General features: G+C 66.8%; 13 protein-coding genes. 2 read left to right on the top strand and 11 right to left on the bottom strand.

All coding sequences use genetic code 11. The annotated features are described in order from the left end of the window. The coding region (locus EGM46_RS01015; RefSeq protein ID WP_277425199.1) for an NAD(P)H-hydrate dehydratase at positions 1-349 on the top strand (349 nt) is incomplete at its 5' end. A 33-nt stretch (positions 350-382) separates the two neighbouring features. Here EGM46_RS01015 and EGM46_RS01010 read toward each other — a convergent pair. From EGM46_RS01010 to kdgD, 7 genes are all read right to left on the bottom strand, one after another. Further along, positions 383-1,684: a thymidine phosphorylase gene (locus tag EGM46_RS01010; protein WP_125098301.1), complete on the bottom strand. Its 1,302-nt coding sequence runs from the start codon at positions 1,682-1,684 to the stop codon at positions 383-385. A 173-nt stretch (positions 1,685-1,857) separates the two neighbouring features. Next, the gene (locus tag EGM46_RS01005; RefSeq protein WP_125098300.1) at positions 1,858-2,835 is read right to left on the bottom strand and encodes a YihY/virulence factor BrkB family protein; all 978 of its coding nucleotides are present in this window, start codon (positions 2,833-2,835) and stop codon (positions 1,858-1,860) included. Between the two features lie 40 nt (positions 2,836-2,875). After that, positions 2,876-3,640: a succinate dehydrogenase iron-sulfur subunit gene (locus tag EGM46_RS01000; RefSeq protein ID WP_125098299.1), complete on the bottom strand. Its 765-nt coding sequence runs from the start codon at positions 3,638-3,640 to the stop codon at positions 2,876-2,878. 3 nt (positions 3,641-3,643) lie between these two features. Beyond that, complete coding sequence (gene sdhA, locus EGM46_RS00995) at positions 3,644-5,476, bottom strand: succinate dehydrogenase flavoprotein subunit (RefSeq protein WP_125098298.1); 1,833 nt, start codon at positions 5,474-5,476, stop codon at positions 3,644-3,646. Positions 5,477-5,520: 44 nt separating this feature from the next. Further along, a complete protein-coding gene (locus EGM46_RS00990; RefSeq protein ID WP_125098297.1) occupies positions 5,521-5,964 on the bottom strand; it encodes a succinate dehydrogenase hydrophobic membrane anchor subunit in 444 nt (147 codons plus the stop codon). Between the two features lie 16 nt (positions 5,965-5,980). Then, positions 5,981-6,397: a succinate dehydrogenase, cytochrome b556 subunit gene (gene sdhC, locus EGM46_RS00985; RefSeq protein WP_125098296.1), complete on the bottom strand. Its 417-nt coding sequence runs from the start codon at positions 6,395-6,397 to the stop codon at positions 5,981-5,983. Between the two features lie 284 nt (positions 6,398-6,681). Continuing rightward, the gene (kdgD, locus tag EGM46_RS00980; protein ID WP_125098295.1) at positions 6,682-7,611 is read right to left on the bottom strand and encodes a 5-dehydro-4-deoxyglucarate dehydratase; all 930 of its coding nucleotides are present in this window, start codon (positions 7,609-7,611) and stop codon (positions 6,682-6,684) included. Between the two features lie 182 nt (positions 7,612-7,793). Between kdgD and EGM46_RS00975 the strand changes: the two genes are divergently transcribed. Next, positions 7,794-8,723: a LysR family transcriptional regulator gene (locus tag EGM46_RS00975; RefSeq protein WP_125098294.1), complete on the top strand. Its 930-nt coding sequence runs from the start codon at positions 7,794-7,796 to the stop codon at positions 8,721-8,723. Here the strand turns inward: EGM46_RS00975 and EGM46_RS00970 are convergent. From EGM46_RS00970 to EGM46_RS00955, 4 genes are all read right to left on the bottom strand, one after another. Then, positions 8,713-10,365, bottom strand: coding sequence for a M24 family metallopeptidase (locus EGM46_RS00970; protein ID WP_125098293.1), 1,653 nt, complete (start codon positions 10,363-10,365; stop codon positions 8,713-8,715). The two genes, EGM46_RS00975 and EGM46_RS00970, sit on opposite strands and share 11 nt — an antisense overlap. A 76-nt stretch (positions 10,366-10,441) precedes the next feature. Continuing rightward, complete coding sequence (locus EGM46_RS00965) at positions 10,442-11,224, bottom strand: ABC transporter ATP-binding protein (RefSeq protein ID WP_125098292.1); 783 nt, start codon at positions 11,222-11,224, stop codon at positions 10,442-10,444. A 44-nt stretch (positions 11,225-11,268) separates the two neighbouring features. Then, complete coding sequence (locus EGM46_RS00960) at positions 11,269-12,306, bottom strand: ABC transporter substrate-binding protein (protein ID WP_125098291.1); 1,038 nt, start codon at positions 12,304-12,306, stop codon at positions 11,269-11,271. Between the two features lie 51 nt (positions 12,307-12,357). Continuing rightward, complete coding sequence (locus EGM46_RS00955) at positions 12,358-13,092, bottom strand: ABC transporter permease (protein WP_241156104.1); 735 nt, start codon at positions 13,090-13,092, stop codon at positions 12,358-12,360. Positions 13,093-13,114 lie beyond the last annotated feature (22 nt).

Here is a 13,114-nt window from a genome sequence, read left to right as displayed (position 1 = left end):
CGCAGCGGCGCTCGCGCGCACGCTCGGCGTCACGGTGCTCCTCAAGGGTGCGCGCACGATCGCCGCTGCCCCGCGCGGCGGCCTGCTCGTTGCGCCGGCCGCGACCCCCTGGCTCGCGACCGCTGGCACCGGCGACGTGCTCGGCGGCGTGCTCGGCGCGCTCCTCGCGGGGCACGCCGCAGCGGTGCGCCAGGATCCCGATCTGCTTGCTGAGCTCGGGATCGCTGCCGCGCAGCTCCACGATCGCGCGGCACGCATCGCCGCAGGCACCGCCGGGCAGCCGATCACCGCAGGTGACGTCGTTCACGCGCTCCCTGCCGCGTGGACGTCGCTCGCCCGGCGCCCCTGAGTTCCGCGGCAATCAGCGCAGGGCGGGTCAATCTCACACCGAGAGGCGGCCCGCGATGAGCCGGCGTGCGGGCGGCTGCTCCGTGCCCAGCTCGACGGCGCCGGCGAGCGACTCGAGCCCGCGGGCGAGGCGGCCCGGCGTATCGCAGCGCACCTCGAAGAGCGGGTCTCCCGCGCGCACCGTATCCCCCGGGCGCACGAGCACCTCGACGCCAGCGGCGTGATCCACCGGATCGCCCGGGCGCGCACGGCCGGCGCCGAGACGCCACGCGCCGACGCCGACGGCGCGCGCGTCCACGCGCTGCACCACGCCGTCGGCCCCGGCGCGCACGATCTCGGTTTCACGTGCAACGGGCAGCGCAGCGTCGGGGTCGCCGCCCTGCGCGCGGATCAGGCGTCGCCAGGCGTCCATCGCCCGGCCGTCCGCGAGCGCGGGCGCAGGGTCAACGTCGGTGAGTCCGGCGAGATCCAGCATCTCGCGCGCGAGCGCCAGCGTCAGCTCAACGACGTCGGCCGGCCCGCCGCCCGCGAGCACCTCGACCGCCTCGCGAACCTCGTTCGCGTTGCCGACCGCGCGGCCGAGCGGCGCGTCCATGTCGGTGAGGAGCGCGACAGTGCGGAGCCCGGAATCGGCGCCGAGCTGCACCATCGTCTGCGCGAGCTCCCGCGCGTCGGCGACGTCGGGCAGGAACGCGCCGGAACCGAACTTCACGTCGAGTACGAGGCCGTCCGCACCCTCCGCGATCTTCTTGCTCATGATCGACGAGACGATGAGCGGCACCGCGGCGACCGTACCGGTGACGTCGCGCAGCGCGTACATGGCGCGGTCCGCCGGCGCGAGCCCGGATCCCGCGGCGCAGATCACCCCGCCGGTTTCCTGCAGCACCGCGTACATCTCCTCGTTCGACAGCGCGGCGCGCCAGCCCGGGATCGACTCGAGCTTGTCGAGCGTGCCGCCCGTGTGGCCGAGCCCGCGCCCGGAGAGCTGCGGCACGGCGACGCCGAGGGCTGCGAGCAGCGGCACGAGCGGGAGCGTGATCTTGTCGCCAACGCCGCCCGTCGAGTGCTTGTCGATGGCCGGCCGGCCGAGGCCGGTGAAGGACAGGCGTTCCCCGCTCGCGATCATCGCCGCGGTGAGATCCCGGATCTCCTGCCGCCCCATGCCCTGGATCACGATCGCCATGAGCAGGGCGCTCATCTGCTCGGGGGCGACGACGCCGCGCGTGAACGCGTCGACCACCCAGGCGATCTCGCCGGAGCTCAGCGCGCCGGCGTGCCGCTTGGCGCCGATCAGGTCGACGACGTCGTAGGGCTCGGTCACGTGCGCGTTCACCATGCCGCCAGCCTAGCTCCCACCGCTCCCCACCCCACCCCTGGATCGGGGTCATTTGGGCAGGGTGTCGCGCGGCAGACGGGCGCGACACCCTGCCGAAGTGACCCCGATTCCGAAGGCGCCAGAAGGTAGGGGCGGGCCAGGGGTGGGAACCGGGGCGGGGCGGGGCGGGGAACTCAGGCCGCGTGCGGGGCCGGCGTCTCCGGCAGGCCGAGCGCGCGATCCTGCCCGGTCGCGATCCAGCACGAGGTGAGCAGCAGCGCCCGGCAGATGAAGTTGAACCACAGCAGGAGACCGACGAACACCGCGAAGGTGGCGAGGAGGGGATTGCTCGTCGCCCCGCCCAGGGCCGCCGAGCCGAGAATCTTCAACCCGAGCAGCGCCACTCCGCCGAGCGCGCACCCCGCGAGCAGCGACCACCGCGGCACGCGCACCTCGGCGAGCAGCCGGTGCATCGCCACGAGCACGAGCACGTCGAACACGAACATGGCGCCGTAGCGCACCACGGTACCCAGCCAGCCGAAGAACCAGCCATCCCCGTTCGCGCCGATGACGCTGAGCAACCAGTCGGCAATGCCGGAGCTCAGCACCGTCAGCACCGCCGACACGAGGATCGCGGCGAAGAACCCGACCGCGAGGGCGAGGTCGCGCAGCTTCAGGAGCAGCGCGTTGCGGTACTCCTTCACCTCGAGGCCGAAGATGATCCGGATCGACCGCCTCGTCCCCGTGAACCAGTTCAGCGCGACCCACACGAGCGCGGCACCGGCCACGATGCTGCCCCAGTTGAAGGTGCGCCCCTGGAGCAGCATGCTGATGTCCACCGCGTACCCCTGGCCCGGGCCGACGAGCCCGGGCACGAAGGTGTTGAGGTTCTCAACGAGCGTGTCGACGAGCTCGGGGCGGCCGCTCAGCACGATCCCGAAGATCCCGAAGCCGAGCCAGAGGCCCGCGAACACGGCGAAGAGCGCCTGGTAGCTCATGCCCCCGGAGAGCACGCTGCCGCCCACATTGGTGAAGTGTGAGAAGGCGCGCACCGGGCGGGTGCGCTGCGCGCGCTGCCAGAGCGTCATGCCCTGCCGCACCGCGGCCGAAACGCGAGACACCCCGCTCGTTTCCTCGGCCGGGGCCGGAGAAATGTCGCGGGGTGTCGTCATAGTCGCCATGCTAGCGGGCGGGCGGCCCGAAGCGTGGACCTTAGGAGGTCTTGCCGGTGCGGATCGCAGCCTTGACCTCGGCGATCGCCTTGGTCACCTGGATGCCGCGCGGGCACGCGTCGGTGCAGTTGAAGGTGGTGCGGCAGCGCCACACGCCCTCGGTGTCGTTCAGCACGTCGAGGCGCACCTGCGCGTTGTCGTCACGCGAATCAAAGATGAAGCGGTGCGCGTTGACGATCGCGGCGGGGCCGAAGTACTGGCCGTCGGTCCAGAACACGGGGCACGAGGTGGTGCACGCCGCGCAGAGGATGCACTTGGTCGTGTCGTCGAAGCGCTCGCGATCCTCGATCGTCTGGATGCGCTCCTTGCCACCCTCGGGTGCCGAGCTCGACACGAGGAAGGGCTGCACCTCACGGTAGGCCGCGAAGAACGGCTCCATGTCGACGATGAGGTCCTTCTCGAGCGGCAGGCCCTTGATCGCCTCGACGTAGATCGGCTTCGAGATGTCGAGGTCCTTGATCAGCGTCTTGCAGGCGAGACGGTTGCGGCCGTTGATGCGCATGGCGTCGGAGCCGCAGATGCCGTGCGCGCAGGAGCGGCGGAAGGACAGCGAGCCGTCCTGATCCCACTTGATGCGGTGCAGGGCGTCGAGGATACGATCCGTCGGGTACATCTCGACGTCGAAGTCCTCCCAGTACGCCTCACGCCCGGACTCGGGCAGGTAGCGGCGCACCAGCAGGGTGACAGTAAACGGCTTGGGGGCTTCCTCGACCTGTGCGGGAGCCTCGGTGGTGACGGTGCTCATGGCCTAGTACTTCCTCTCCAGCGGCGGGTACCGCAGTTCGCCCTGCTCGTTCTTCGTCATCACGACGGGCTTCCAATCCAGGCGGATGTGGTCCTCGGGGTTGGCCGAGTGCGGGTCGCCCGTGAGGTACGCCATCGTGTGCTGCATGTAGTTCTCGTCGTCGCGCTTCGGGTAGTCGTCGCGCATGTGGCCGCCACGGCTTTCCTTGCGGTTGCGCGCGGCGAACACGAGCACCTCGGCGAGGTCGAGCAGGAAGCCCAGCTCGATCGCTTCGAGGAGGTCGGTGTTGTAGCGCATGCCGCGATCCTGCACGCCGACGTTCTTGTAGCGTTCGCGGAGACTGTGGATCACACCGAGCACCTCGGTGAGCGACTCCTCGGTGCGGAACACCTGGGCGCCGCGGTCCATGGCCTCCTGCAGCTCCTTGCGGATGTCTGCGACGCGCTCGGTGCCGGTGCCGGTGCGGAAGCCCTCGACCATGTCGCGAACAAACGCTGCGGGATCCTCGGGCAGCGGCGTGAAGTCGACCGTCTGCGCGTAGTCGGCTGCGTGGTTGCCTGAGCGCTTGCCGAAGACGTTGATGTCGAGCAGCGAGTTCGTACCGAGGCGGTTCGAGCCGTGCACCGAGACGCACGCGCACTCGCCTGCGGCGTAGAGGCCGGGCACCACGGTCGTGTTGTCCGAGAGCACCTGCGCGTCGTTGTTCGTCGGGATGCCGCCCATCGCGTAGTGCGCGGTGGGGAACACGGGAACGGGCTCGGTCACCGGGTCGACGCCGAGGTACGTGCGCGCGAACTCGGTGATGTCGGGGAGCTTCGTCTCGAGCACCTCGGCACCGAGGTGGGTGCAGTCGAGGTAGACGTAGTCCTTGTGCGGGCCGGCGCCGCGGCCGTCGAGCACTTCCTGCACCATCGAGCGTGCGACGATGTCGCGGGGCGCGAGGTCCTTGATGGTGGGCGCGTAGCGCTCCATGAAGCGCTCGCCCGAGGCGTTGCGGAGGATCGCGCCCTCACCGCGCGCACCCTCGGTGAGGAGGATGCCGAGGCCGGCGAGGCCGGTCGGGTGGAACTGGTAGAACTCGATGTCCTCGAGCGGCAGGCCCTTGCGCCAGACGATGCCGACGCCGTCGCCCGTGAGGGTGTGCGCGTTCGACGTGGTCTTGAACACCTTGCCGAAGCCGCCGGTCGCGAACACGATCGACTTGGCCTGGAAGACGTGCAGCGCGCCGGTCGCGAGCTCGTATGCGACGACGCCGGAGGGCTTCTGCACCCCGTCGACCTCGGTCATCACGAGGTCGAGCACGTAGTACTCGTTGAAGAAGTTGACGCCCAGCTTGACGCAGTTCTGGAACAGCGTCTGCAGGATCATGTGGCCCGTGCGGTCGGCTGCGTAGCAGGCGCGGCGCACCGCTGCCTTGCCGTGATCGCGGGTGTGGCCGCCGAAGCGACGCTGGTCGATCTTCCCGTCGGGCGTGCGGTTGAAGGGCAGGCCCATGTTCTCGAGGTCGATGACCGCGTCGATGGCCTCCTTGGCGAGGATCTCGGCCGCGTCCTGGTCGACGAGGTAGTCGCCGCCCTTCACGGTGTCGAAGGTGTGCCACTCCCAGTTATCGTCCTCGACGTTCGCGAGCGCAGCGGCCATGCCGCCCTGCGCGGCGCCCGTGTGCGAGCGGGTGGGGTACAGCTTCGTGATGACCGCGGTCTTGGCCTTCGGGCCTGCCTCGATCGCGGCGCGCATGCCCGCGCCGCCGGCGCCAACAATAACCACGTCGAACTGGTGGTAGGTGACGCCGTCCTTGACGGTCACTTCTTCGCCCTGGTGGGTATCTGTAGTCACGTGAGTCCTATTCTCGTTTCAGAAAACCTGTGCCGGAGACCCGGTTATGCCGTGCAGAAGGACGCGACCAGCGCCGGATCCGCGCCCGCGGGGCAGGGGTCGAGCGTGTAGATCACGAAGGTGCCGAGCAGGATGAGCAGCGCAGCCGACAGGAAGAGTGCCACCTTGAACGCCTTCGCGAGCCCGGGGCGGACCACGTAGTCGTTCACGATGGTGCGCATGCCGTTCGCGCCGTGGATGAGCGCGAGCCACAGGAGCAGCGTGTCCCAGATCTGCCAGAACGGGCTCGCGAGCTTGCCGGCTACGAAGCCGAAGTTGATCGCGTGCACGCCACCCTCGGTGAGGAGGAGGTTCGAGGCGAGGTGGCCGAACACGAGCACCAGGAGCAGCACGCCGGAGACGCGCATGTAGATCCAGCCCCACTTTTCCCAGTTGGTGCGCTTCTTCGCGGGGGTCTGTGAGCGCGGAGCATCAATCGTCATCGTCATGTCTCTCACTCCTCGCTTAGTGGCCGAATACGTTCATCAGGTGGCGGGGCAGGAAGCCGGCCATCGTGACGACCCAGAGGCCGATGACGATCCAGAACATCACGCGCTGGTACTGCGCGCCCTTGCGCCAGTAGTCGACGAGGATGATGCGAATGCCGTTGTAGGCGTGGAAGACGATCGCTGCGACGAGCGCCGCCTCGCCGAGGCCCATGACGGGGGTCTTGTAGGTGCTCATGACGGCGTTGTAGGCCTCGGGGCTCACGCGGATGAGCGCCGTGTCGAGCACGTGCACGAGCAGGAAGAAGAAGATCGCGACACCGGTGATGCGGTGCAGCACCCACGACCACATTCCCTCGTTGCCTCGGTAGAGCGTGCCACCCGGGCGGCTCTTCTGCTTCACCGCGGGTGCGGCCTCTGCCGTTTGGGCTGACACGGGCTTCCTCCTTGGTCGTGCGTTGCCGGGTGTGCCCCGGCAGCTGACGGTGTGGGCTCAGGCGCTGATATCGCATTCAGGTCCGACCCGAAAGCGCGCACGGCTGAGAATCCACTGCGTCCCCATTATGACACCATTTCTGAACCCGGCTCGCACGGGACTCTCGCGCGCACTACCGAGAATTCATCTGATGAAAAAGTGGTTTGCGCTGCATCGCGAGCAGGGAGGTCGGGCGGGCGGCAGGCGAGAGGGGTCGGGGCGCGCGCCCCGACCCCTCAACTGGCCTAGACCGCAGCCGGCATGACCGCGCGCTCGAGAATCGCGCGCAGGTCTTCACGATCCGCCGCAGTCAGCTCCTGAAGCGGCGGGCGCACAGGCCCGCCGGTCCGACCGCGCACGTCGAGCCCCGCTTTCACGATCGAAACCGCGTACCCGGGCACTCTGTTCCGAATCTCGAGGTAGGGCTGCACGAACTCCCGCAACGCACCAAACACTGCAGCGTGGTCGCGCCGACGAACCGCGCCGTAGAACTGAGTAGCGAACTCGGGCACAAAGTTGAACATCGCCGACGAATAGGTGGTGACGCCAAGCTCAAGGTACGGCAGCGCAAACGTCTCCGCTGTGGGCAGGCCACCGATGTAGGTCAGCCGGTCGCCGAGCGTCGAGTAGATCTGCGTCATCTGCTCGATCGAGCCGACCCCATCTTTGAACCCAATAAAGTTCCGGCATCGTTCGGCGATTCGGACGAGGGTCGCCGCCGCATACTGCGCGTTCGCGCGATGGTAGACAATCACCCCGAGCGATGTCGAACGGCATACCGCCTCGACGTAGGCCGCAAGCCCCTCCTGCCCCGCTTCTGTGAGGTAGGGCGGGAAGAGCAGGATCCCGGCACCACCGGCGGCTTCGACAGCGCGTGCCTGCGCGACCGCTTGCTGCACGGACCCCCCTGCAGGCCCGAGCACCGCGACCCGTCCGTTCGCCTCGCCTACCGCGGCGGCTACCACGCGCGCCACCTCCTCAGTGGTGAGTGAGAAGTACTCTCCGGTGCCGCCTGCAGCGAACAGACCAGCCACAGGGTGGGCGCTGAGCCAATCGATGTGCTCGCGGTAGGCGTTCTCATCGAACTGCAGTTGTGCATCGAAGTGGGTGACAGGGAAAGAGAGAAGTCCAGAGCCGATCTGGTGCGCAAGCTCCGTGGGTTCGATGGTGTGCACGTTGTGCGACCTCCGCTATGTCGTGGTTTCACCCCGCAGATACGAGGAGCTCGGGCGACTCACCCGATACCTTCACGCTAAGGAGGAGAGTGCATACCTGTCCAACATCAGTTCTAGATCATCGTATGCAGTTTGGGTATCATGAGTCACAGCCCATCGTCGCCAAAGAAACCGTGAGTTGCATGTCCTATACCCTCGATCAGGTCCGTGCCCTTGTCGCTGTTGCTGAAGAACTCCATTTCGGTCGCGCCGCAGAGCGTCTGCAGATGACGCAGCCGCCGCTGAGCCGGCAGATTCAGCGTCTCGAATCGCAAATCGGGGTGCAACTGCTCACCCGCAGCAACCGTCGCGTCGAACTCACGGATGCGGGTAGGGCGTTCCTCGATGAGGCGCGTCGGATCCTCGCGATTGCCGACAGCGCTCCTCAGGTGGCCCGCACGGTCGCCGCAGGACTCTCCGGAATCGTGCGCATCGGCTTCACCGCGTCGAGCGCGTTCACGCTCCTGGGCCCCACGCTGGCGAGACTCTCGGCCGCGCTGCCCGATGTGACGATCGAACTTCAAGAAATGGTGACCAAGCGACAACTCGATGCCCTGACCAAGAACACCATCGACGTGTCGATCGGCCGGCCACCGTTTGACCCTGACCAGTTCAGCTCACTGCGCGTCCACCGGGAAGGGCTGCTCATCGCTCTCCCTGCGGATCACCTGCTCGCGCGACGCACCAGTCCCATCACCGTGGAGGATCTGGTCAACGAAGACATCATCATGCACTCCCCGGTTGAGGCGAAGTACTTCTACGACATCGCAACGCGACTCATGCCGATCTCCCGGTGGCGGCACCGCTTTACCGTGAGTCAGGTCTCCACGATGGTCGCGCTAGTCGCGGCGCGTTGCGGGGTCGCCCTCGTCCCGGAATCCGCCGCAGCGTTTGGGCTCCCCGGTGTCGTCTACGCTCCGCTGATGACGAGCGATCCGAGCCCCATCGAGTTGCACGCGGTGTGGCGCGCTGACGATTCGCGTCCGCTGACCCACCGCGTGGTGCGGGAGCTGCAGGACGCGGCACCGTCAGCGCGCCGCTCAGGGTTTGGAGACCCAGCCGCTACTCGGTGAGCGTGAGGTTGTAGGTGCGGTCGGCACCAATGAACCAGAGATCCTCGGTTCCGATTGCGTAGTTGCCGTAGCGCCACGGGATCTCGGCAGCTCCGTAAGAGCCTTCCCGAAGCACGAAGCGGTACCCGGGTCGCAGCTCGTTTGCAAACGATTCCTGTTTGCCCATGAGGTGGCCGACGTTGCGCTTGCGGTACTCCGTGTCGAAGTCGGTTTCCTCACCCAGCAGGCCCAGCTCGATCATTCGCGGCCGCACCTCCGCGAGATACTCGAGCGTGCCAGCGTGAACGTCTTCGCACACCACCCCTGGGCGCAACTGCGAGATCACTCCCTCCCGCACGGCGCGCGTCAGAATCTCGTAGGCTTCCCGACCCTCCGGCGTGCGCAGCAGCGAGCGCGCCATGTCGGACGTGGCGACCGTCACCCCGTCAATCACCACTCGCACCCCTGCGTCGAGCTGCACGCAGGTGGTCTCGGCGTTGATCGGGAAGTCCGTCGGGGGCCCTGGGAACAGCATGCGCTGTGAGGAGTGCAGGTTCGTGAAGTAGGGTTCAATCCGAAACGGGATCTCCGCCGCACCGCTGAAGCGCTCAAGCGCCGCAAGGTACTCCGAATACATGTCGTTCTCAGTGAAGCTCTCACCGTCGTCGAGTCGCCCATGTGCCCAGGCCACTGCCGCTTCGATCGCTGTCGTTGAGGCTCGCGCCGCAAGCACCTGGAACGGGAGGTCCTCATGGTCCCGCTCGTCGCGCCAGGAGCCGAGCGCGAGTGAGGCAGCGACCAGCACCGCGCCGCCACCCGAGAGCTCGATGCCGAGCGCGCTCGTCTCCCACTGCTCCTCGAGGGCGATGCGCGACCCTCCGGCATGGGCGAGAATCGCCTGCGCGGCCGAGTCATAGCTCGCGATCGGGGCACCGTGGGCATCGTCCAGCTCGCGGTCAGCGATGACGACGAGCCGTCCGTCTGCCTGCGACCACAGCGCACGGGTTCCCCCCTCGCGCGCGGTACCCGTTGCTTCCGAGTAGTTCGGATCGGATGAAATCAGGATCGCGTCGACGCCGAGGCGCTCTGCGACGGCCGCGAGACCGGAGAACCTGGTGTCGGTGCCGGCGTCGAAGTGGGTGTCGAGTCCGGTGAGGTGCGACACCCCTGCGATCACTCGCGAGGCGACCGGCAGCGCGTCGGCACGCCAAGCCGCAAACCTGGCGGTGACCGTCGCCTGATCAACCTCGTATACGCTGACCGGCTTGGGCTCCTCGTGCGGCACCCGTACCTCGACCTCGCCGCTCAGCTTCAGGAAGTGCGCGTACGGCGCGTCCGGAGAGAGCTCCACCGGCCGGTCGCCCACGAGCTCGCGCACGAGTGCTGAGAGGTTGGTGGCCGCTGGGAAGTCAGCGACCGGCCGCGGGTCGATGGTGACCCAGGGCTCGTAGAAGCGGACTCGGTCCGGGGCAACTCCGGCCGACAGGATGTTGCCCTGCTCCTGCTGGCGTGCGAGCAGCAGTTCGGTGTCGCCATCCTCGAAGATGAGCGGCGTGACGAACGGGAATGAATCGAGTCGAATTGCGGAAAATAGCAGGCGCTCGTTCGGTGTGAAGCCGTATCGGCGCTCCACCTCCTCTGCGTTGCAGATGATGCGTGCCATAGCGTGTGGTCCTCTCTCGTGTCGGTATGTCGGTGCGGGCCGCGTGACCCGCATCTTCTCGGGGCGCGGTGGCCGGTCAGCTAATCCCGGCTTCAACACCGAGCAGGCGTTCGACTTGCGCAACGAGTTCCGCGAACTCGTCGAGGTAGCGCGTCTCCTTCGCGCGCGGGCGGGGCAGATCGACCCGGATATCGGCGATGATTCGGCCGGGTCGGTCTCCCACAACCAGGACCCTGTCGGCAAGCCAGACCGCCTCCGGGATACTGTGGGTGACGAACAGCACGCTGCGTCGCGTCTCCTGCCAGATACGCTGCAGTTCGAAGTTCATCGAGTCGCGCGTCATCGCGTCGAGCGCACCGAACGGTTCGTCCATGAGCAGAATCTCCGGGTGCGAGACCAGGGCCCGGCAGATCGATACCCGTTGCTGCATCCCGCCCGAGAGCTCGTACGAGTAGTTCTTCGCCTTGTCTCCGAGGCCGACGAGGTCGAGCAACTCACGAGCGTACGCACGCGCCTCGGGAGTGGCTCGCTTCCGGAACTCCATGGGAAGCATCACGTTTGCGAGGTTGTTGCGCCAGGGCAGAAGCGTGGGGCTCTGAAACACCATGGCGATGTCGCGGAGCGCCTCCGTCACGTCCCGGCCTCGCACGAGCACCTCCCCCTCGGTGTTCTGCAGAAGGCCAGAGATGATCTTGAGCAGTGTGGTCTTGCCACCGCCAGACTGGCCAACGATCGACACGAACTCCCCCGGTGCGATGTCGAAATCGCAGCCGCGCAGCACGGTATTTCGTGATCCGTCGCGCGCGGAGTAGGTCATCCCGACGTCGCGAACGCTAATCACCGGTTCAATTGCAGACATATCTTGACTCCTGTGTTTTCGGCTCGTAGCGGTGCTGGGTGCGGTCACTTGTTCGGTGCGGGGATCTGCTCGTCCGGCCCCAGCGGTTCGAGGAACTCGTTGGTGTACATATCTGACGGATCCTGCTCACTTGGGTTCTCGAGCCCCAGGTACTCGGCTGCGACATCGATCTGTTTCTGCACGCCGGCATCACTCATGGTGCCGAAGCCCGCCTCCAGGCTCTCCTCGTTCCACATCAGGTCGCACTGGCCGGCAATCGCTTCCGCGAGCGCGGCATCATCGAAACCGGGGACTGCTTCGGAGAACGAGGCGGCGGTGTCCTCCTGGTTTTGACATGACCACACGAACCCGCGCTGTAGGGCGCGCGTGAAGCGCTCAACGAGATCGGGATCGTTGGCGATCGTTTCGCCCGAGGTGATGACACCGTTGCCGTAGTAGAGCAGGCCAAGGTCGGCCCACTTCAACACGACCGGATCGTAGCCCTCGGCGACGAGCATCGGAGCGTCGGAGACGTAGAGCGCCAGATTGGCGTCCCACTGCTTGGCGATCAGACCGGGGATCTTTGCCTCCCCTGCCGCGGACACGACCGAGACATCGTCTTCGTCCCAGCCGAGCTTGTCGAGCACGGCTGGCCACATCGCCACCATGGCTCCGTTCCCCTCGGTCGCGACCGTCTTCCCCTTGAGGTCGTCCCAGTCGGCAATGCCGGAGTCGGGCAGGGCGAGTGCAGCGTACGCAGACTTGCCCTGCACGAGGTTGATCTGCTGGATGTTTGCCCCCTGGGCCCGGTTGAGAATCGACACGTTGAAGTCGGCCCAGCCGAAGTCGACCCGTCCGGTGTCGACCGACGCGACGGTGTTGGCCGAGCCGGAGCCGGGCATGATCTCGAGATCGATTCCTTCTTCCTCGAAGAAACCGGCCGCTGCGGCCGCGTAGAACGGTGCGTGCTTCGGGAGCACCGCCACGTCGAGCATCAGGCTGACCCGGTCGGATCCGGACGCGCCGGCATCGGTGCCGCAGCCGGTGGCGAGGAGCCCGGCTCCCACGACCAGGGCTGCCGCCAGTAGTTTCCTTGCACGCATTTGCGAGCCTTCCTTTCTAAACACGGTGGTCTGTTGCGATGCCCGAGGGCGTCACTTCACGTGGTTGCGCCACGGCAGGAGCCGCTGCGAGAGCAGGGTGATGAGGTAGAAGAGCGCGAGTGAAATTGCCGCGAGCACCATGAACGCCGCGAACATCGTCGCGAGGTCGCTCTGCGCGTTTGCGCGGAGGATCACCTGGCCGAGTCCGTCGGTGCCGGCGATGAACTCGCCAACCACAGCGCCGCCGACAGCGAGCGAAATCGAGATCTTCGCGCCGGAGAAAATCGATGGCAGCGCGTACCAGAACTCAATCTTCCGCATCCGCATCCACGCACTCGCGTTGTTGATTCGAGCCAGTTCCTTGAGCTCATTCGGGACAGCGGAGAGCCCGTCGAACGTGTTGATCACGAGCGGGAAGAAGGCGATCGCCATGGCAACAAACACCTTCGACTCGAAGCCGAAGCCGAACCACACGATGAAGAGGGGTGCGAGGGCAACCTTCGGGATCGTGTCCACCGCGATCAGTGCGGGATACAGGAAGTGCCGCACCGGCGGAATGTAGAACAGCATGGCCCCACACACAATTCCGAGACCAACGCCGAGGCCGAATCCGGCAAGGGCCTCCTGCACGGTAACCCAGGCGTGGTGCGCGAAGTACCCCGGCTGCTCTCCGAGCTTCTGAAACGCTGCGATCGGGCCGACGAGCAGGTAGCTCGGAATGCTGAACGCGCGCACGATCAGCTCCCAGATGGCGAAGATGCCGAGCATCCCCAGCACGGCCTTCACCGCTTTCGATACGCCCTCTGGC

Origin of the sequence: Leucobacter chromiireducens, assembly GCF_003917135.1 — a bacterium.
In the GTDB taxonomy this organism is placed as follows: Bacteria; Actinomycetota; Actinomycetes; order Actinomycetales; family Microbacteriaceae; genus Leucobacter; species Leucobacter chromiireducens_A.
This window is presented reverse-complemented; position numbering and strand designations above follow the sequence as displayed.